Source organism: Demequina subtropica, from assembly GCF_000971235.1.
In the GTDB taxonomy this organism is placed as follows: domain Bacteria; phylum Actinomycetota; class Actinomycetes; order Actinomycetales; family Demequinaceae; genus Demequina; species Demequina subtropica.
Genome location: NZ_BBMB01000003.1, coordinates 51,344 through 71,743, shown reverse-complemented (window position 1 = coordinate 71,743; position 20,400 = coordinate 51,344). Strand labels below are relative to the sequence as shown.

Genomic DNA, 20,400 nt, shown 5'->3' with positions numbered 1-20,400 from the left:
GAGCGTTCACTGCGCGGAAATACAGGATTAACCGCCCGGACGCACGATGTGAGGAATCTCTCACTAGCGTGATGCGGGTGACCATCACACCACGTAGAGGCGCATATCGCGCCAGTTCCGCAACCGTCCTGGGCGCCCTCGGCGTCTCCGTGCTCGCCGCGATGCCGGCAGCCGCCGCCGCGCCGACCGATCTGTTCTTCTCCGAGTACGTCGAGGGGTCGAGCAACAACAAGGCGATCGAGATCTACAACGGCACGGGAGCCGACGTCGACCTCGCGGCCTACTCGGTCGAGCTGTACTCGAACGGGCGCGTCGAGGGCGACGGGCCGACCTCGAGCCAGGCGCTCAGCGGCACGCTCGCCGCGGGCGACGTGCTCGTCATCACGCACGCGAGCGCGGGCACGGCCCTGGCCGCCTACTCCGACATGACCTCCGGCGTCGTGAACTTCAACGGCGACGATGCGCTGGTGCTCAAGCACAGCGGCACCGTCATCGACTCGTTCGGGCAGGTCGGCGTCGACCCCGGCACCGAGTGGCCCGGCGGCGGCCTCGACGACACGCTCACGCGCAACGCCGACGTCTGCGCGGGCGACGCGAGCCACCTCGACGCGTTCGACGCGGCCCTCGAGTGGACGGCGTCCGCGACCGACACCTTCAGCGGCCTCGGCGCGCACACCGCATCGTGCTCCGACGAGCCGCCGGCGGACGTCGCGCCGACCGTCGCGAGCGTGACCCCGGCGGACGGCGCCGTGGGCGTCGCGACGGACGTCGCCCCCGTGGTGACGTTCTCCGAGGACGTGGTCCTCAACGACGCGTTCTCGCTCATCTGCGGTGAGGACGACCTCGAGCTCGACGTCACCGGCGAGGGGTCCGTCTACACGATCACCCCGCTCACCGCGATCGACGAGGCCGTCGAGTGCGAGCTCACGGTCGCCGCGGGCCGCGTCGAGGACGTGGACGGCGATGCCGACGTGATGGAGGCCGACTTCGTCAGCACCTTCGCGACCGTCGGCCTCATCACCCCGATCTCCGCGGTCGAGGGCACCACCGACACGAGCCCGCTCGTGGGCCGCACCGTCACGGTCGAGGGCGTCGTCGTGGGCGACTACGAGGGCGCGAGCCCGACGCTGCGCGGCTTCTACGTCCAGTCGCGCGACGACGAGCAGGACGAGGACCCGGAGACGTCCGAGGCGGTCTTCGTCTACAACGGGTCGAACGACTCGGTCGCCGTGGGTGACGAGGTCCAGGTGACCGGCGTGGTCGCCGAGTACCAGGGCCAGACGCAGCTGGGCTCCGCCTCCATCGAGGTGCTGGGCTCCGGCGCCAGCGTGACGCCCACGCCGGTGTCGCTCCCGTTCCCGGACGCGGACCACGCCGAGCGCTACGAGGGCATGCTCGTCGAGTTCGCGCAGGAGCTCACGGTCACCGAGACCTACCTGCTCGGTCGCTTCAACGAGGTCATGGTCGCCGGCGACGGCAAGCTCGACCAGCCCAGCGCCGTGGTCGAGCCCGGCCCCGACGCGATCGCCCTGCAGGAGGCGAACAACCTCAACCGGATCAAGGTCGACGACTTCACCAACGCGCAGAACCTCGACCCGATGGGTCTGGGCGGCGGGCTGCTCGACGCGGGGAACCCGCTGCGCAGCGGCAGCACGGTGACCGGGCTGTCCGGCGTGTTCACCTACACGTGGGGAGGGGCCTCGGCCTCGGGCAACACGTGGCGCGTGCGCCCCGTGGACGCCTCGGCGCCGACCCCGGACTTCGTGAACGCCAACCCGCGTCCCACCGAGGCTCCCGAGGTGGGCGGCGACGTCAAGGTCGCGGCCTTCAACGTGCTCAACTTCTTCCTCACCACGGACGAGGGCGACAACGTGTGCGGCCCGGTGGGCTACGAGCAGGACTGCCGCGGCGCCGACTCCGAGGAGGAGCTCGAGCGTCAGACCGCCAAGCTCGTCTCCGCGCTCGTCGCGCTCGATGCCGACGTGATCGGCATGGCCGAGCTGGAGAACACCACCGGGGTCGAGCCGCTCGCGGTGCTCGCCGAGGAGATGAACGAGGCGACCGGAACCGCATCGTGGTCCTACGTCGACACGGGGATCGTCGGCACCGACACCATCCGCGTCGGCTTCCTCTACGACTCCGCCACGGTGTCCGAGGTGGGCGACTTCGCCGTCCTCGACAACTCGGTGGACGAGAGCTTCGACGACGACAACAACCGTCCCTCGGTGGCGCAGACCTTCGAGGACACTGACGGCGACACCTTCACGGTGGTCGCCAACCACTGGAAGTCGAAGGGCTCGTGCCCCTCAACCGGCGAGAACGCCGACCAGGGCGACGGCGCGAGCTGCTGGAACGGTGCGCGCACCGCGGCGGCGACCGCGCTGGTGAACTGGCTCGACACCTACCCGACCGGTGTCGAGGACGACGACTACATCATCATGGGCGACCTCAACTCGTACGGTCAGGAGGACCCGATCCAGGTCCTGCGCGAGGCCGGCTACGTCGAGCTCGCCGACGACTACTCGTACGTCTACGACGGCCAGTGGGGCTCGCTCGACTACGCGTTCGCCTCGGCGACGATGGCCGAGCAGGTCTCGGACGCGGCGCACCTCCACATCAACTCGGACGAGCCGACCATCCTCGACTACAACACCGACTACCAGTCGGAGGAGCAGATCGAGAACCTGTACGCCCCGGACATGTACCGGACGTCGGACCACGACCCGGTGCTCATCGGCCTCGACCTCGGCACCACCCGTGTCCAGGTGCTCGGGACCAACGATTTCCACGGTCGCATCCTCCCGACGCTCAGCAGCGGACAGGCCGGCGCAGCGGTCATGGCCGGTGCCGTCGCGCAGCTCGAGTCGGAGTACGCCAACTCGGTGTTCACCGCCGCGGGCGACCTCATCGGCGCCTCGACCTTCGAGAGCTTCGTCGCGAAGGACAAGCCGACCATCGACGCCCTCAACGCGATGGGCCTCGACGTCTCGGCCGTGGGCAACCACGAGTTCGACCAGGGCTACGAGGACCTGATCAACCGCGTCATGGGCGACTACGACGAGGAGACCAACCCGTACGGCGGTGCGACCTGGGAGTACCTGGGCGCGAACGTCCGCAACGAGGACGGCTCCCCGGCGCTCGACGAGACCTGGATGGTCTCGTTCGACAACGGCACCGACGCGACCGAGGACGATGTGAAGCTCGGCTTCGTGGGCGTCGTCACCGAGGAGACCCCGTCGCTCGTGTCGCCCGCCGGCATCGAGGGACTGGAGTTCGAGGACGAGGCCGTCGCGGCCAACCGCGCCGCCGAGGTCCTCGAGTCCGAGGGCGCCGACGCGATCATCCTGCTGGTGCACGAGGGTGCGCCGACCACGGCCTACGCGGACGCGGTCGACACCGGCAACAACTTCGGCAAGATGATCTCCGAGCTCGACGACAGCATCGACGCCGTGGTCTCGGGTCACACGCACCTCGCGTACGCCCACGAGGTCCCGGTCCAGGGCTGGATCGACGAGGGCCGTGCCGTCACGGAGCGCCCGGTGGTCTCCGCCGGCCAGTACGGCATGTACCTCGACCAGCTCATCCTCACGTTCGACAACGCGACGGACGAGCTGGTGGGCATCGACATCGACACGATCAACCTGACCGAGAAGGTCGACGCCGCGTGCACCAGCTCCTGCGAGCTCGTGTTCCCGGCCGACCCGGACGTGCAGGCGATCGTCGACGCCGCCGCCGCGAACGCCGCGGTGCTCGGCGCCCAGTCGATCGGCGAGCTCACCGAGCCGCTCTACCGCGCACGCACCGCGACCAACGGTGAGGCGCGCGGCGGGGAGTCGACCCTGGGCAACGCGGTCGCGACGGTCCAGCTGTGGGCCACCGAGCCCAACGGGGCGCAGATCGCGTTCATGAACCCGGGCGGCCTGCGGGCCGACCTGCTGGGTGACGCCGCCGGCACGGGCGAGTACCCGACCAGCGTGTCCTACAAGCAGGCGAACACGGTGCAGCCGTTCGGCAACACGCTCGCGACGCTCACGCTCACGGGTGCGGGCATCAAGGCGGTGCTCGAGCAGCAGTGGCAGCCCGACGGCTCGTCGCGTCCGTTCCTCAAGCTGGGCATCTCGGACGGGTTCGAGTACACCTACGACCCGACGGCCGCTCGCGGCGAGCGCATCCTCCAGATGTGGCTCGACGGCGAGGCGATCGACCTCGAGGCGGAGTACACCGTCGCGGCCAACGCGTTCCTCGCGGCGGGCGGCGACAACTTCACCGCCTTCCGGGACGGCACCGGCCTCAAGGACAGCGCGCGCGTCGACTTCGACGCGATGGTGGACTACCTCGCGGAGCTCGGCAGCCTCGGCACCGAGTACGACCAGCACGCGGTCGGCGTCACCGCCGAGTCGCTGCAGGCGACGGCCGGCGAGGAGATCTCGTTCGACCTCAGCTCGCTGATGTTCACCGGTCCGTCAGACCTCCACGACGAGAACGTGGTGGTCAGCCTGGGCGGTGACGTCCTCGGCACCTTCCCGGTGACCAACGAGATCGTCACCAGCTCCTACGACGACAACGGCACCGCGTCCGTGACCGTCACCATCCCCGAGGGTCTCGAGGGCGAGCAGCTCCTCGAGGTCGAGGGCGATGTCACCGCCACCTCGTTCGCGATCGCGATCGACGTGGCGGCGCCGGAGCCGCTCGAGTTCACCTCGGCACCGCAGCCCACCATCACGGGCACGCCGAAGGCCGGCTCCACCCTGCGGGTCGCCGCGGGCACCTGGACGCCGACCCCGTCGACCCTGACGTACCAGTGGTACAGCAACGGCGTGGCGATCAAGGGCGCGACCGGGATCACCTACAAGGTGGCCACCAAGGATCGCGGCAAGCGGCTGACCGTCGCGGTGACCGCGTCGCTCGACGGCTACGTCACCACCACGGAGACCTCGGCCGCCGTCAAGGTGCTCAAGGTCTGGACCACCGCACCGAAGCCGACGATCCTCGGCTCGGCCACGGCGGGCTCGACCCTCCGCGTCAAGCGCGGCGTGTGGAACCCCGGGACGCCCACCTACGCGTACCAGTGGTACAGCAACGGCGTGGCGATCAAGGGTGCCACCGGGGCGACCTACAAGGTCACCACCCAGGACCGTGGCAAGCGCCTGACGGTCGCGGTGACCGCGTCCCGCCCCGACTACGAGTCGAAGACCATGGTCTCGGCGCCGGTCGTGGTCAAGAAGGTCTTCGCCCAGCCGGCCCGCCCGCTCATCAAGGGCACGGTGACGGTGGGGACGAAGGTGGTCGCTCCGAAGGCCTACTGGTCGCCCAAGCCGGGCACGCTCAAGTACCAGTGGATGCTCGACGGCAAGCCCATCAAGGGGGCCACCTCGGCCACCTACACCGTGCGCAAGGGTGACTACGGCCACCTCCTCAAGGTGAAGATCACCGCCGTCAAGACCGGCTACGAGACGGCCTCGGTGTTCTCGATCCCGCGCAGGGTGCGCTAGCGGCGCGGGGCAGCGGTGCGCGTCGCCGCTGCCCCGAGCACCGACCTCCGACACGACGGGGCCGGACCGGCGACGGTCCGGCCCCGTCGTCGTGCCTCGGGCATGGGGCCCGGTTCCTAGACTGGGCGGCGTGACCTACCTCGACCACGCGGCGACCACGTCCCTGCGTCCCGCCGCGCGCGAGGCCTGGCTCGCGGCGGCCGAGGAGACCGGCAACGCCTCCTCGCTGCACACCGCGGGCCGGCGCGCGAGGGCCGTGGTCGAGGACGCGCGCGAGCGGATCGCCGCGGCGCTCGGCGCGGACGCGCCCGAGGTCATCCTCACGTCAGGCGGCACGGAGGCGGACAACCTTGCGATCAAGGGCCTGCATTGGGGGCGCGTCGCGGAGGACCAGGCGCGGCGGCGGCTCGTGGTGTCCGGGGTGGAGCACCACGCGGTGCTCGACCCGGCGCGGTGGCTCGCCGACCGAGGCGACGCGACGCTGGTCGAGCTGCCGGTGGACCCCGCCGGACGCATCGAGACGGCGGCGCTCGCGGACGCGATCACGGCCGAGACGTCGCTCGTGAGCGTCATGTGGGCGAACAACGAGGTCGGCACGGTGCAGCCGCTCGCGGACGTGGTCGCGGCGGCCTCGGCGCTCGGCGTGCCGGTCCATACGGACGCCGTGCAGGCCGTGTCGCACCTCGACGTCCATCTCCACCGCAGCGGGGTGGCCGCGATGACCGTCTCGGCTCACAAGGTGGGCGGCCCGGTGGGCGTGGGCGCGCTGCTCGCGCGGCGCGGGCTGCCGCTCGTGCCGCTCGCGCACGGGGGCGGTCAGCAGCGCTCGGTCCGCTCGGGCACGCTCGATGCGCCCGGCGCGGCGGCCTTCGCGGCGGCGCTCGAGGACACGGTCGAGGAGCGCTCCGGCGAGCGCGCCCGGCTCGAGGCGCTCCGCACGCGGCTCCTCGAGCGGATCCGGGCGGCGGTGCCCGAGGCGACCGTCACGGGGCCGCGCGACCCCGCGCATCGTCTCCCCGGCATCGTCCACCTGGTGATCCCCGGCGCCCGCGCCGAGTCGGTGCTGTTCCTGCTCGACGCCGCAGGGATCGCCGCCAGCTCCGGCTCCGCGTGCACCGCGGGCGTGGTGCAGTCGAGCCATGTCGCGATGGCGATGGGGTGGTCGGCGGACGATGCGGCGTGCACGCTTCGCCTGAGCCTGGGCCGCACCTCCACCGCGGCGGACGTCGACGCCGTGGTGGCTGCTCTGCCCGATGCGATCGCGCGCGCGAAGGCGGCCGCGAGCCGCTGAGGCGGTCAGCAGGGAAGGGTTCATCGACACGAGCCGCGTCCGTCACCGGCCGTTCACCGTCCGGCCATCCGATGTTCGCGTCGCGACCCTAGGTTCCCTGGAAGCACCCATCGCGGCCCCGGTCGCCACCGTCCGAAAGAGGTTCGTATGACCGCCGAGATCCTGTCCGCCCTCGCCAACGCGCGCGACGTCGCCACGGCGGCGCCCGGCCTCCGCGCGGGCGTGCTGTACCGCTCGGACGCCCCGATGCCGGGTGACGATGCGCCGGCCGGGATCGAGGCCTGGCCGCCTGCCACGGTGGTCGACCTGCGCGACTCGCGCGAGTCCCGCGGCGATCACCCGTTCGCCTCGGTCGCCACGGTGCACGCGATGCCGGTGCTCGCGGACGCGGCGCTCGACGCCTCGCACGCCGGGATGACCCTCGGCGACCTCTACCAGGGCATGATCGCCGGCGATCCCGGGCGTGCCATCGCCGGCGTCGCGAGCGCCGTCGCGACGGAGCCGGGCCCCGTGCTGGTGCACTGCTCGGCGGGCAAGGACCGCACCGGGGTGTCCGTCGCGCTGGTCCTGAGCCTGGTGGGCGTCGAGCGCGCGAGCATCGTCGCGGACTACGTCAGCACGAGCGCCAACATGCAGGGCGTCATCGCGCGCATGGCGGTCATCTGGGGAGATCAGCGGCCCGCGATGCCCGAGGGCGAGGAGATGGCCGCGATCGCGCGCGAGATGCTCACCGCGCCGGCGCACGCCATCGAGTCCGTGCTCGACGCCTGGGAGGCGTACGGCGGCGCCGAGGAGTGGTTCCTCGCGAACGGAGGGTCCGTGGCGGACGTCGACGCGCTCAAGGAGCGCCTGCTCGGCTGAGCGCCGGACGCGAGCCACCGGATCCGACCGGATGGCTCGCGTCCGTACGTCAGTCCCGGGGCGTCCACTCCCGCGTCTCGACCCCTCCGCGCCACACCCGGTCGACCAGCTGGACCCCGGGCCGGTACGCCAGGTGCACGGGATCCGGCGCGGACAGCATCACCAGGTCCGCGCATGCGCCGACCGCGATCCGCCCGACGTCCTCGCGGCGCAGCGCCTGCGCGCCGCCGAGGGTCGCGGCGCGCACGGCCTCGCCCGGACTCATGCCCATCTCGCGCACCGCGAGCGCGATGCAGAACGGCATCGACGTCGTGTAGCTCGACCCCGGGTTGCAGTCCGAGGCGATCGCCCAGGTCGCTCCGGCGTCGCGCAGCCGCTCGATGCGGGGGTACGGCTGGCGCGTCGAGAACTCGGCCCCCGGCACGAACGTCGCGACGGTGTCGGAGGAGGCGAGGGCCTCCACGTCCTCGTCGGACAGGAACGTGCAGTGGTCGATGCTCGCGGCGCCCATCTCGACGCCCAGCGCGGCCGCGCCGGACATCGTCAGCTGGTTCGCGTGAAGGCGCAGACCCAGGCCCGCCTCCCGCCCCGCGGCGAGGATGCGCCGCGTCTCGTCGACCTCGAACGCGCCCTCCTCGCAGAACACGTCGATCCAGCGCGCCAGGGGAGCCGCCTCGGTCAGCATCGCGCCCGCGACCAGGTCGACGTACTCCGCGCGGCGGTCCGCCAGCTCGGGGGCGACCACGTGCGCACCCAGGAACGTGACCTCGTCGGTGAAGCGCGAGGCGACCTCGAGGAGGCGCCGCTCGGTCTCGACGTCGAGTCCGTAGCCGCTCTTGACCTCGGCGGTGGTGGTGCCGGAGCGCAGCGCCTCGGTGAGCAGCCGGTGCGTCCTCGCCGCGAGCTCCTCGGTGGGGGTGGCCCGCGTCGCCGCGACCGTCGAGCGGATCCCGCCCGCGGTGTACGCGGCACCCGACATGCGGGCGTCGAACTCGGCGGTCCGGTCGCCGCCGAACACGGCATGGGTGTGCGAGTCGACGAAGCCGGGGATCACCGCCGCGCCGGCGGCGTCCGTCGCCCGGTCCGCGGCGGGGGCCGATCCCGACGGACCCACCCACGCGATGCGGCCGGCGTCGATCACGACGGCCGCATCGCGAAGGAGCCCCAGGGTCCCCTCGCCCTCGTGCATCGTCGCGAGCGCGCCGATGCCGGTGATCACCTCACTCGCCATGCGATGCCTCCTCGAACGCCTGCCATGCGCGCTCGCGCAGGGCCGATGACTCCTGGTACCTGCCGCGCACGACGCTCGCGACCACGTCATCGGCCGCGGCGACGCCCAGCAGCTCGTGGGGGCGGGCGCCCGCGAGGCGCGCGGACCGGGGCGCGAGGGCGACCAGGTCGAGCTCGTCGCCCGGGCGGATCCCCGTGGACGTGCCCGGTCGCAGCGACGCGTGGCCCGCCGTGGTCGCGGCATCCCACAGCACCGGCAGCGGGAGCACCCCGCGACGGCCCGAGGCGAGGCGGGCGCCTCCCTCGAGGCGGCGGACCTCGTCGAACGGGTCGATCACCACGTTCTGGTCCGATCCCACCGTGAGCCGCGCGCCCGCGGCGTGGAGCTCGGTGGCGTGCCCGAGCCCGTCGCCCAGGTCGGCCTCGGTGGTGGGGCACACCGACACCGAGACCCGCGCCGCCCCCAGCCGCGCGATGTCGGCATCCGTGAGATGCGTCGCGTGCACCACGGTGGTGCGGGCGGCGAGCGCTCCGGTGAGGTCGAGCAGCACCGTGGGGGTCATGCCCGTCGCGGTGACGCAGTCGGCGTTCTCGGCCGGCTGCTCGGACAGGTGGACGTGGAGCGGCGCGTCCGCGGGCAGCCCGCCCACCACGAGCCCCAGGTCCTCCGGGGCGACGGCGCGGACCGAGTGGATCGCGGCGCCCATCGTCACCTCCGGGTGCGCGGTCGCCATCGCGCCGCGCAACGCGTTCCAGCGGTCGAGCCAGCGCTCGGCGGTGCCGTCGGAGAAGCGCAGCTGCGGGTCCTCGAGCGGCTTCCCGAACCCGGCCCGCAAATAGACGGTGTCGAGCAGGGTGAGCCTGATCCCAGCCTCGGCGGCGGCCTCCGCGAGCGCCATCTCCATGGCGTGCTCCGCATACGGCAGCCCGCCGGGGCGGTGGTGGAGGTAGTGGAACTCGCCTACCGCGGAGTAGCCCGCCGCGACCATCTCGGAGTACACGGCGGTCGCGACCGCGCGCATGCGGTCCGGGTCCATCGCCCCCGCGACGCGGTACATCGTCTCGCGCCACTGCCAGAAGTCGCCCCCGCCGGCGTGCGTGCGCCCGCGCAGCAGCCGGTGGAACGCGTGGCTGTGGGTGTTCGCGAGGCCGGGGATCACGAGCCCGAGCCGGTGGTCGGCCCGGGCGTCGGGGAGATCACGCTCGACCGTGAGCACGCGCCCCGCGTCGTCGAGGTCGACGACCGCGTGGTCGATCACCTCGTCCCGCGTGACGAGCCGCTTGCAGGCGATCCTCACGTGAGGGCCCGCAACGCCGCGGCAAGCGCGTCGACGCCCGCCCGGACGTCCTCGTCGGCCGCGCCCTCGAGCGGCGAGTGCGACACGCCGTCGGGGTTGCGCACGAACAGCATCGCGCTCGGCAGGTGCGCCGAGAGGATGCCGGCGTCGTGGCCCGCACCGGTGGGGATACGAGGCGCGTCGCCGAACCTCGGCTCGAGCGCGGCGGCGATGCGGTCGGTGAGGTCGCCGTCGAACGCGACCCGGGTCGAGAACGACTCCTCGGCGACGGTCACCTCGCAGCCCTCGGCGCGTCCCGCCGCCTCGATGTCGCCGACGATGCGTGCGACCAGGTCGCGCACATCGGCGTCGTGCTCGGCGCGCGCGTCGAGCCAGAGCCGCACCTCGGAGGCGATCGCGTTCGAGCCGCCGGGCACCACCTGGAGCTTGCCCACCGTGGCGCGCGAGCGCGTGACGGGGTCCGACCCGACCGCGCGGGCGCGAGCAGACTGGACGGCCGCGGCCGCGACGAGCATCGGGTCGTGGCGCGAGCCCAGCTCGGTCGCGCCGGCGTGGTCGCCGCGGCCCGTGAGCGTGACCCTCCACCGGCCGTGCGCGAGGATGCTGGTCGCGAGCCCGACCGGATGCCCGAGCGGCGCCAGCTGGCAGCCCTGCTCGACGTGGAGCTCGAGGTAGAGCGCCATCGAGGAGAGCCGCGCCGCGTCGTGGCCGATCGCCGCCGCGTCGTGCCCCGCCGCCGCCATGGCCTCGGGATAGGTGACGCCCGCGGTGTCGACGAGCGCGCGCACGCGGTCGGTGTCGATGTCGCCCGCGAGCAGCTGCGACCCGAGGCAGGGGACGCCGAAGCGAGCGCCCTCCTCCTCGGCGAAGTTCGCGACCACGATCGGTCGCGACGGGGTGTGCCCCTCGGCCATCAGCCGCGACACCGCGACGAGCGCCGAGACCACGCCGAGCGGCCCGTCGAGCGGCCCGCCGCCGGGGACCGAGTCGAGATGGGAGCCGGTGGCGACGGCCGGGCCGGTCGCCCCGTGCGGCGCCCACGTCGCCCACTGGTTGGCGTTCGCGTCGGTCTCGACCGTCAGCTCGAGCGACTCGGCCGTGCGCACGAACCACGCGCGCATCGCGCGGTCGGCGTCGTCGAGCAGATGCCTGGACCAGCCGCCGCGCACCGGGTCCGCCCCGATGGGGGCGAGCTCGGCCAGCGCGGCGACGGCGTCGAGGACCGGGGGTGCCTGCACGTCCGCCATCACGCGTCCAGCATCGGGACGCGGAGGCCGCGCTCGCGCGCGACGTCCTTGGCGTGCTCGTAACCGGCGTCGACGTGGCGCATCACGCCGGTGCCCGGGTCGTTGACCAGGACGCGCGCGATCTTCTCCGCCGCGAGGTCGGTGCCGTCGGCGACGGTCACCTGGCCGGCGTGGATCGAGCGGCCGATGCCGACGCCGCCGCCGTGGTGCAGCGACACCCACGTCGCGCCCGAGGCGGTGTTGAGCAGCGCGTTGAGCAGCGGCCAGTCCGCGATCGCGTCCGAGCCGTCCTTCATCGCCTCGGTCTCGCGGTACGGCGAGGCGACCGAGCCCGAGTCGAGGTGGTCGCGGCCGATGACGATCGGCGCGGACAGCTCGCCGGACGCGACCATCTCGTTGAACTTGAGGCCCGCGAGGTGGCGCTCCTGGTAGCCGAGCCAGCAGATGCGCGCCGGCAGGCCCTCGTAGTGGACCTTCTCGCCCGCGGCCTTGAGCCAGCGGTGGAGCGACTCGTGCTCGGGGAACAGCTCCATGAGCGCGCGGTCCGTCTTCGCGATGTCCTCGGGGTCGCCCGAGAGCGCGGCCCAGCGGAACGGCCCACGGCCCTCCTCGAACTGCGGGCGGATGTACGCGGGCACGAAGCCAGGGAAGGCGAAGGCGCGGTCGTAGCCGCCGAGCTGAGCCTCGGCGCGGATCGAGTTGCCGTAGTCGAACACATCGGCGCCGGCGTCCATGAAGCCGACCATCGCCTCGACATGCGCGGCCATGGCCGCGCGGGCGTCGCGCGTGAAGCCCTCCGGGTCGGCCTCGGCGCGCGCGTGCCACTCCTCGACCGTGTAGCCGATGGGCAGGTAGCTCAGCGGGTCGTGGGCCGAGGTCTGGTCCGTGACCAGGTCGATCGGGACCCCGCGGCGCAGCAGCTCGGGGAAGACCTCGGCGGCGTTGCCCACGACGCCGACGGACAGCGCGCGGCCCTCGTCCTTCGCGGCGACCGCCTGGGCCACCGCATCGTCCAGGTCGGAGGCGACCACGTCGAGGTAGCCGTGCGCGACGCGGCGCTCGAGGCGGCTCGCGTCGACGTCGACGATGAGGCATGCGCCCTCGTTGAGCGTCACGGCGAGCGGCTGCGCGCCGCCCATGCCGCCGGCGCCGCCGGTGAGCGTGAGCGTGCCCTGGAGCGAGGCGGTGCGCGGGTCGCGGCCCTCGCGCTCGGCGCGCTGGCGTGCCGCGGCGGCGAACGTCTCGTACGTGCCCTGGAGGATGCCCTGCGTGCCGATGTAGATCCACGAGCCCGCGGTCATCTGGCCATACATCATGAGGCCCTGCGCCTCGAGGCGGCGGAACTCGGGCCAGGTCGCCCAGTCGCCCACCAGGTTCGAGTTCGCGATGAGCACGCGCGGCGCCCACTCGTGCGTGCGGAACACGCCCACGGGCTTGCCGGACTGGACCAGCAGGGTCTCGTCGGACTCGAGGTCCTTGAGCGTCGCGACGATCGCGTCGTACGCCTCCCACGAGCGGGCGGCGCGGCCGGTGCCGCCGTAGACCACCAGGTCCTCGGGACGCTCGGCGACCTCGGGGTCGAGGTTGTTCATGAGCATGCGCATCGGCGCCTCGGTCTGCCAGGACTTCGCGGTGATCTCGCTGCCGCGCGCGGCGCGGACGGTGCGGGCGGGTGCGGGGGTCTCGGTCATGGGGAGCTCCTTAGGCGTGGTCGAGACGGCCGATGCGGTCCTCGACGGCGCGCAGCACGGTGCCCGTGCGGACGGCGTCGACGGCCTCGTCGATGTCGGGGGAGAGGAAGCGGTCGGCGCCCGGCTTGGCGGCGTCGACGAGGCACGCGGCGGCGGCGCCGGTCGCGTCGGAGGGTGCGAGGGGGGCGCGCAGGGCGAGGGCCCGCGAGGCGGTCATGAGCTCGATGCCGAGCACGCGCGACAGGCCGTCGACGGCGGTGCGGAGCTTGCGCGCCGCGTGCCAGCCCATCGACACGTGGTCCTCCTGCATCGCCGAGGAGGGGATCGAGTCGACCGTGGCGGGAGCGGCGAGGCGCTTCATCTCGCTCACCACACCGGCGGCGGTGTACTGGGCGATCATGAGGCCCGAGTCGACGCCGACCTCGTGCGCGAGGAACGGCGGGAGGCCGTGGCTGCGCGCGGGGTCGAGCATGCGGTCGATGCGACGCTCGGACATGGACGCGAGGTCCGCGACGGCGATCGCGAGGAAGTCCAGCGCGTACGCGACCGGGGCGCCGTGGAAGGAGCCGTTGGACTCCACGCGGCCGTCGATCGTGATGACGGGGTTGTCGACCGCGGCGGCGAGCTCGCGCTCGGCGACGATGCGGGCGTGGGCGAGCGTGTCGCGCACCGCGCCGGCCACCTGAGGCGCGCACCGCAGCGAGTACGCGTCCTGGACGCGCGTGCACTCGGGTGTCTGGTGGCTCGCGACGATGGGCGAGCCCGCGAGCACGCGGCGCATGTTCGCGGCCGCCGCGGCGATCCCCGGGTGCGGGCGCAGCGACTGGAGGTCCGCCGCGAAGGGCGAGTCCGAGCCGAGCAGCGCCTCGACGCTCATCGCCGCGGTGATGTCCGCGGTGCTGACGAGCGTGTCGAGGTCGGCGAGGGCGAGGGCCAGCTGGCCGAGCATGCCATCCGTGCCGTTGATGAGGGCGAGGCCCTCCTTCTCCTCGAGGTGCAGCGGCGCGATGTCCGCCGCGGCGAGCGCGTGGCGCGCGTTCATCGGGGTCCCGGCGGCGTCGCGGACGGGACCCTCGCCGATCGCGGCGAGCGCGACGTGGCTCAGCGGTGCGAGATCACCGCTGCAGCCGAGCGAGCCGTACTCGTGCACGATGGGCGTGATCCCCGCGTTGAGCATCGCGGCGTAGGTCTCCGCCACGAGCGGGCGCGCGCCCGTGCGACCCGTGAGGAGCGTCGACAGGCGCAGGAGCGTGAGCGCCCGAACCACCTCGCGCTCGACCTCGGGACCCGAGCCGGCGGCGTGCGAGCGCACCAGGCTCAGCTGGAGCTGGGCGCGGCGGTCGCGATCGATGAACGTGGTGGCGAGCGCCCCGAAGCCGGTCGAGACGCCGTAGTGCGGCTCGGGGTCCGCCGCAAGCGCCTCGACCACGGCGCGGGACTCGGCCATGGCGGCGAGCGCGTCGGGGGCGATCTCGATGCGCGCATCGTGCCGCGCGACGGCGACCACGTCCGAGAGGGAGACGGCCCCGCGGCCGACGCGGACGGTCAGGGTGGTGTCGGTGAGGGTCATGTCTCCATGGAACTGCGCGCGCGGGCGCGGCGACGCGCGGGCGATGCTGATCGTGTCTCATATGTGAGACTGGACGCATGGCTGACACACGTGCGACGGGACGCCCGGCGGCTCCGGCGGTGGACCAGGCGCTCGCGCTGCTCACGTTCCTCGCGCGTCAGCGCGGTCCCGTGACGGCGGGCGCGCTCGCGGCGGCGCTCGCGATCCCGCGTGCCTCGCTGTACCGCCAGCTCGCGGCGATGGTCGACCACGGCTACGTGGTGCACCTGCCGGAGGAGGGGCGGTACGGGCTCGGCGTCGCGGCCTACGAGCTCAGCTCGGGCTTCTCGCGTCAGCAGCCGCTCGCGAGGCTCGGGGCTCCGGTGCTCGCCGCGCTCGTGGACCGGGTGGGGGAGTCGGCGCACCTCGCCGTCTTGAGCGGCCGCGACGTGGTCTACCTGGTGGAGGAGCGCGCCCCGCGGCGGCCGCCGCTCATCACGGACGTCGGGGTGCGCCTCCCCGCGCTCGCGACCGCCACGGGTCGCGCGCTGCTCGCCGCGCTCCCCGATGCGCAGCTGCGGGCGAACTACCCGGGCCGCGACGCGTTCGCCGGGGTCGCGCCGGGGCTGCCGTCGACGTACCGCGCGCTCAAGGAGCTCGTGCGCGAGACCCGGGCGCGCGGCCATGCGCAGGAGGACGGCGAGGTGACGCGGGGCCTCGCGTCCGTCGCGGTCCCGGTGCGCGACCATGCAGGGTGGCCGGTCGCGGCGATCGCGGTGACGTTCCCGGCGGATCGCGTCGACCCGGCTGGGCGCGAGGCGCTCGTGGCCGCCGTGGTGAGGGAGGCCGCCGAGCTCGAGCGCCGCATCGGCCGCCGCTGACGGCTCCGCCACACGGATCTGCGGCTCCGCCACACACGGCCCGGCGTGTCGTCGGCGTGTCCGGGCGCTGGGGCGCGGATGGAGCCCGTGCGGGCCCCCGCGGTGTGGCGGAGCCGCGCATGAGGCGGCTCGTACACTTGTGGGGTCCGTCCCGAGGAGGTCCCCCATGCGCGTGCTCGCCGCCCTGTCCGGCGGGGTCGACTCCGCCGTCGCGGCGGCGCGAGCGGTCGACGCGGGGCACGACGTGGTCGGTGTCCACATGGCGCTCTCGCGCAGCCGTGCCGAGCACCGCACGGGCTCGCGCGGGTGCTGCAGCATCGAGGACGCGAACGATGCGCGGCGCGCCGCCGACAAGCTCGGCATCCCGTACTACGTGTGGGACCTGAGCGACGAGTTCCACGACACGGTGGTCGCGGACTTCCTCAGCGAGTACGCCGCGGGCCGCACACCGAACCCGTGCGTCCGGTGCAACGAGCACATCAAGTTCGACACGCTGCTCGAGCGCGGCCTCGCGCTCGGCTTCGACGCGGTGTGCACGGGCCACTACGCGCGCATCGACGTGCGGGAGGACGGGGGGCGCGAGCTTCACCGCGCCGCGGACCTTGCCAAGGACCAGAGCTACGTGCTGGCCGTCATGGGCCCCGAGCGGCTCGCCCGGGCGATGTTCCCGCTCGGCACGGTGGCGTCGAAGGCCGAGGTGCGCGCCGAGGCGGTCGCGCGCGGGCTGGGGGTCTCGAACAAGCCGGACTCGTACGACATCTGCTTCGTCGCGGACGGCGACACCCAGGGCTTCCTCGCGCGCGAGCTGGGGGAGCGGCCGGGGGAGATCGTCGACGAGACCGGCGCCGTGGTCGGCGCCCACGCCGGCGCCTACGCGTACACCGTGGGCCAGCGCAAGGGGCTGCGGCTTCCGCGCCCCGCCGCCGACGGCGCGCCTCGGTACGTCACGGGCATCGACACCGCGCGCAACGTGGTGACCGTCGGGCCCGAGACGCTGCTGAGCGTCCGCGAGCTCGTCGGCGACGCCGTGGTGTGGCTCGCGCCCGACGTGCCGGCGACGGATCCGACGGCGTGCGAGGTGCAGGTGCGCGCGCACGGCACGCCCGTGGCGGCCACCGTGAAACGCGATCATGGGCGCGTGAACGTCTCTCTCACGGAGCCGATGCGCGGCGTCGCGGCGGGTCAGTCGCTCGTGATCTACCGCGGCTCGCGCGTCCTCGGGCAGGCGACCATCGCGCGCTGACCGCTCTCCCGGACGTCCATCCTCCATCGATGGAAAGACGGTTTTACCAGGGACGATGACGGTCCTCGGGCGACTCTCCGCCGATGTGACTGCGCCCCGGTCACGGCTTCGTAACGTTTCGGATACGAATGCGGAACCGCGGTCGAAACGGTTTGACAGCCGTCTCCCGGAGCAATACGTTGATGGCGATGCGAGAGAGCGCTCTCACAGCGAGAGCGCTCTCATGCTCACCACACAGCAGTACGGACACAAAGGAGTGAACGTGAGCCTCTCACGACGCAAGACCACCCTCGGGTTCGCCGCGGGAGCCGCGACCCTTGCCCTTGCTCTCGCAGGTTGCAGCGACAGCAGCGACCCGGAGAGCTCCAGCACCGCAGGCGGGACCGACGGCGGTTCCACCTCGGAGGAGCAGATCACCCTGACCCTCGCGACGTTCAACCAGTTCGGCTACTCGGCCGACTCCGAGGGCGGCGCGGACTACGCGTACGACCTCATCGCGGAGTACCAGGAGCTCAACCCCAACGTCACCATCGTCTACAACGTCGCCGACACGTCGAACACGGCCCGTGAGAACTTCTTCACGAAGCTGGGCCCCGGCGGCCTCGCCGACGTCGAGGCGATCGAGGTCGACTGGCTGCCCGAGGCCATGACGTACTCGGACCTGCTGGCGGACCTCACGGGCGGCTCGCCCGACGGCGACTGGCTGCAGTGGAAGATCGACGCGGCCACCGACGCCGACGGCCGTCTCATCGGCTACGGCACCGACATCGGCCCCGAGGCGATCTGCTACAACGTCGACGCGATCGAGGCTGCCGGCATGGACGCCTCGTCCGACGCGATGTCGGCCGCGATCGACGGCGACTGGGACAACTTCATGGCCCTCGGCAAGGAGTACACCGACGCCACCGGCAAGGGCTTCTACGAGGAGAACGCGGCCGTCCTGCAGGCCATGATCGGCCAGCTCGAGGCGCCGTACGAGGACCCGGAGACCGACGAGATCATCGCGCTCGACAACCCCGAGGTGAAGGAGGTCTACGACACCCTCACCGCCGCGTCGGCCGAGGGCATCTCCGCCGGCCTCCAGCAGTGGGGCGACGACTGGGCGGCCGGCATGGCCAACGGCGACTTCGCCGCGATGCCCTGCCCGTCGTGGATGCTCGGTGTCATCGAGGGCAACGCCCCCGACGGCAACTGGGACATCGCGAACGCGTTCCCGAACGGTGGCGGCAACTGGGGCGGCTCGTACCTGACCGTCCCCGCCGCCGGCGCGAACGTCGAGGCGGCCACCGCGTTCGCCGCGTGGCTCACCGCTCCCGAGCAGCAGGCCAAGGCGTTCGCGAACGTCGGCGCCTTCCCGAGCTCCGAGAGCGCGGCGGCGTCCGAGGACGTCACCACCTACACCCGCGCCTACTTCAACGACGCGCCCGCCGGTGAGATCTTCGCCGAGCGCGCCGCGGCGGTCGCGGTGGCGCCCTACAAGGGACCCCACTACTTCGAGGTCAATGACGCCATGGTCAACGCGCTCCGTCGCGTGGACGAGGGCGTCATGACCGCGGACGAGTCGTGGGCGCAGTTCGAGGCCGACGTCACGGCGATCGGCTGACACGCTGAACCGGTGCGGGCCGTCTCCCACGGGAGGCGGCCCGCACCTGTCGCCCGCATCGTCACCAGCAGCAGGGAACCCACCTCATGACCACCACCACCCCCCAGGCGCAGGCCACGCCGCCGCAGGGGCCGGAGCGCCAGCGCATGCCGCTCACCTGGCGCCAGCGGCTCGGCAGGCTCGACGTCAAGCTCTCGCCGTACCTCTACATCGCGCCGTTCTGGATCGTCTTCGCGGTCGTCGGGCTCTTCCCGATCGTCTACACCGCCTTCATCGCGTTCCAGGACTGGGACCTCGTGCGCAACACGGGCACGTACACCGGCTTCGAGAACTTCCAGTTCGTGCTGCAGGACCGTGAGTTCTGGCTCTCCCTGCGCAACACCTTCTCGATCTTCCTGCTGTCCTCGGTGCCGCAGGTGATCATCGCCACCTTCATCGCCGCGATGCTCGACAAGAACATCCGTGCCAAGACCTTCTGGCGCATGGGCGTGCTGCTGCCCTACGTGGTGGCCCCCGTCGCGGTGGCGCTGATCTTCTCCAACATGTTCGGCGACCGCTACGGCCTCATCAACTCGCTGCTCAACGACATCGGGATCGACAGCATCCGCTGGCACGTCGACGTGATCCCCAGCCACTTCGCGATCGCGACGATGGTCAACTTCCGCTGGACCGGCTACAACGCCCTGATCCTGCTGGCCGCGATGCAGGCCATCCCGCGCGACCTCTACGAGGCCGCCGCGATCGACGGCGCCGGCACGCTGCGCCGCTTCTTCTCCGTCACGCTCCCGCAGATCCGCCCGACGATGATCTTCGTCATCATCACCTCGACCATCGGCGGCCTGCAGATCTTCGACGAGCCGCGCATGTACGACACGAACGGTCAGGGCGGCTCCAACCATCAGTGGGAGACCATCACGCTGTACCTCTACAACACGGGCTGGGGGCAGTTCAACTTCGGTCGCGCCGCAGCGGTCGCGTGGATCCTGTTCCTCATCATCGTCGCCTTCGGGCTGCTCAACTTCCTCGTGACGCAGCGGTTCATCGCGAGCGACGCCGGCACAGCGCCGAAGAAGCCGAAGAAGGTGACCAAGTGACCACCATCACCAACCCCCTCAAGCGCACCAAGCAGGGTGCGGCCGCCGTCTCGACGATGCGCCCCGGCTGGTTCGTCTACGCGTCGCTGGCCGTCTTCCTCATCGCGTCGGTGTTCCCGTTCTACTGGTCGTTCCTCATCGCCTCGGGCGACCGCTTCACCATCAACGACCCCAACATGTCGTGGTGGCCCGGCGGCAACTTCCTCGAGAACGCCTCCACGGTGATCAACAACCCGGCGGTCAACTTCTGGAAGGCGCTGAGCAACTCGATCATCGTCTCCACGACGATGGCGGTGTCGACCGTGGTGCTCTCCACGCTCGCCGGCTACGCCTTCGCGAAGCTCCGGTTCAAGGGCTCGGGCCCGCTGCTGGTCGCGGTGGTCGCGACGATGGCGGTGCCCGTCCAGCTCGGCATCGTGCCGCTGTACATCCTCATGCAGAAGTTCGGCTGGACCGGCTCGATCGGCGCGGTGATCATCCCCGGGCTCGTGACGGCGTTCGGCGTGTTCTGGATGACGCAGTACATCTCCCAGTCGCTCCCGACCGAGCTCATCGAGGCGGCGCGCGTGGACGGCTGCTCGATGATCCGGACCTTCTGGCACGTGGGCCTTCCCGCGGCGCGGCCGGCCGCCGCGATGCTGTTCCTCTTCACGTTCGTCACGAGCTGGAACAACTTCATGTGGCCGTACATCGTGCTCGACTCGACCAACCCGACGCTGCCGGTCTCGCTGTCGATCCTCCAGGCCAACTACTTCGTCGACTACTCGCTCGTGCTCGCGGGCGTCCTGCTGGCAACGGTGCCGCTGCTCCTCCTGTTCATGTTCGCCGGGCGCCAGCTCGTCTCCGGCATCATGGCGGGGGCGGTGAAGGGCTAGGCGCGACATGTCTCGCGCCTGCGGCGGGCATGGTGCGGCATCCGC

General features: G+C 72.1%; 13 protein-coding genes. 8 read left to right on the top strand and 5 right to left on the bottom strand.

Features of this window, described 5'->3' with window-relative positions; all coding sequences use genetic code 11:
- Positions 1 to 77 precede the first annotated feature (77 nt).
- From AOM06_RS02845 to AOM06_RS02835, 3 genes are all read left to right on the top strand, one after another.
- Positions 78 to 5,492 (top strand): ExeM/NucH family extracellular endonuclease, encoded by a 5,415-nt coding sequence (locus AOM06_RS02845; RefSeq protein ID WP_169747711.1) that lies wholly within the window; start codon positions 78 to 80, stop codon positions 5,490 to 5,492.
- Positions 5,493 to 5,622: 130 nt separating this feature from the next.
- On the top strand, positions 5,623 to 6,783 hold the full coding sequence (locus AOM06_RS02840) for a cysteine desulfurase family protein (protein ID WP_062302446.1): 1,161 nt from the start codon (positions 5,623 to 5,625) through the stop codon (positions 6,781 to 6,783).
- Between the two features lie 147 nt (positions 6,784 to 6,930).
- Positions 6,931 to 7,644: a tyrosine-protein phosphatase gene (locus tag AOM06_RS02835; RefSeq protein WP_062302442.1), complete on the top strand. Its 714-nt coding sequence runs from the start codon at positions 6,931 to 6,933 to the stop codon at positions 7,642 to 7,644.
- Between the two features lie 49 nt (positions 7,645 to 7,693).
- Here the strand turns inward: AOM06_RS02835 and hutI are convergent, their stop codons facing one another.
- From hutI to hutH, 5 genes are read right to left on the bottom strand one after another with little or no spacing between them, the layout of a single operon-like run.
- Positions 7,694 to 8,875, bottom strand: coding sequence for an imidazolonepropionase (gene hutI, locus AOM06_RS02830; protein ID WP_062302439.1), 1,182 nt, complete (start codon positions 8,873 to 8,875; stop codon positions 7,694 to 7,696).
- A complete protein-coding gene (locus AOM06_RS02825; RefSeq protein WP_062302436.1) occupies positions 8,865 to 10,172 on the bottom strand; it encodes a formimidoylglutamate deiminase in 1,308 nt (435 codons plus the stop codon). The genes hutI and AOM06_RS02825 overlap by 11 nt, the downstream gene beginning before the upstream one ends.
- Positions 10,169 to 11,419, bottom strand: coding sequence for an allantoate amidohydrolase (locus AOM06_RS02820; RefSeq protein WP_062302431.1), 1,251 nt, complete (start codon positions 11,417 to 11,419; stop codon positions 10,169 to 10,171). Before AOM06_RS02820 ends, AOM06_RS02825 begins: the two co-directional genes overlap by 4 nt.
- Positions 11,419 to 13,110, bottom strand: a complete 1,692-nt coding sequence (gene hutU / locus AOM06_RS02815; RefSeq protein ID WP_062302428.1) for a urocanate hydratase — start codon at positions 13,108 to 13,110, stop codon at positions 11,419 to 11,421. The genes AOM06_RS02820 and hutU overlap by 1 nt, the downstream gene beginning before the upstream one ends.
- Positions 13,111 to 13,120: 10 nt before the next feature.
- A complete protein-coding gene (hutH, locus tag AOM06_RS02810) occupies positions 13,121 to 14,680 on the bottom strand; it encodes a histidine ammonia-lyase (protein WP_062302424.1) in 1,560 nt (519 codons plus the stop codon).
- 77 nt (positions 14,681 to 14,757) lie between these two features.
- Between hutH and AOM06_RS02805 the strand changes: the two genes are divergently transcribed.
- The 5 genes from AOM06_RS02805 (at position 14,758) to AOM06_RS02785 (ending at position 20,355) form a co-directional block, all read left to right on the top strand.
- Entirely contained in the window at positions 14,758 to 15,540 is a 783-nt protein-coding gene (locus AOM06_RS02805; RefSeq protein WP_062302421.1) for an IclR family transcriptional regulator, read from the top strand.
- 166 nt (positions 15,541 to 15,706) lie between these two features.
- Positions 15,707 to 16,783, top strand: coding sequence for a tRNA 2-thiouridine(34) synthase MnmA (gene mnmA, locus AOM06_RS02800; RefSeq protein ID WP_062302419.1), 1,077 nt, complete (start codon positions 15,707 to 15,709; stop codon positions 16,781 to 16,783).
- A gap of 262 nt (positions 16,784 to 17,045) precedes the next feature.
- Positions 17,046 to 18,386 (top strand): ABC transporter substrate-binding protein, encoded by a 1,341-nt coding sequence (locus AOM06_RS02795; protein ID WP_228372828.1) that lies wholly within the window; start codon positions 17,046 to 17,048, stop codon positions 18,384 to 18,386.
- Positions 18,387 to 18,472: 86 nt separating this feature from the next.
- Positions 18,473 to 19,480 (top strand): carbohydrate ABC transporter permease, encoded by a 1,008-nt coding sequence (locus tag AOM06_RS02790; protein WP_062302413.1) that lies wholly within the window; start codon positions 18,473 to 18,475, stop codon positions 19,478 to 19,480.
- A gap of 56 nt (positions 19,481 to 19,536) precedes the next feature.
- Complete coding sequence (locus AOM06_RS02785) at positions 19,537 to 20,355, top strand: carbohydrate ABC transporter permease (RefSeq protein WP_082105273.1); 819 nt, start codon at positions 19,537 to 19,539, stop codon at positions 20,353 to 20,355.
- Positions 20,356 to 20,400: the final 45 nt, after the last annotated feature.

Excerpts from the sequence above, each read along its gene's own strand:
- AOM06_RS02835 (WP_062302442.1), top strand. The coding sequence starts at position 6,931 with ATGACCGCCGAGATCCTGTCCGCCCTCGCCAACGCGCGCGACGTCGCC.
- hutI (WP_062302439.1), bottom strand. The coding sequence starts at position 8,875 with ATGGCGAGTGAGGTGATCACCGGCATCGGCGCGCTCGCGACGATGCAC.
- AOM06_RS02820 (WP_062302431.1), bottom strand. The coding sequence starts at position 11,419 with ATGGCGGACGTGCAGGCACCCCCGGTCCTCGACGCCGTCGCCGCGCTG.
- hutU (WP_062302428.1), bottom strand. The coding sequence starts at position 13,110 with ATGACCGAGACCCCCGCACCCGCCCGCACCGTCCGCGCCGCGCGCGGC.
- hutH (WP_062302424.1), bottom strand. The coding sequence starts at position 14,680 with ATGACCCTCACCGACACCACCCTGACCGTCCGCGTCGGCCGCGGGGCC.
- AOM06_RS02805 (WP_062302421.1), top strand. The coding sequence starts at position 14,758 with ATGGCTGACACACGTGCGACGGGACGCCCGGCGGCTCCGGCGGTGGAC.
- mnmA (WP_062302419.1), top strand. The coding sequence starts at position 15,707 with ATGCGCGTGCTCGCCGCCCTGTCCGGCGGGGTCGACTCCGCCGTCGCG.
- AOM06_RS02790 (WP_062302413.1), top strand. The coding sequence starts at position 18,473 with ATGACCACCACCACCCCCCAGGCGCAGGCCACGCCGCCGCAGGGGCCG.
- AOM06_RS02785 (WP_082105273.1), top strand. The coding sequence starts at position 19,537 with ATGCGCCCCGGCTGGTTCGTCTACGCGTCGCTGGCCGTCTTCCTCATC.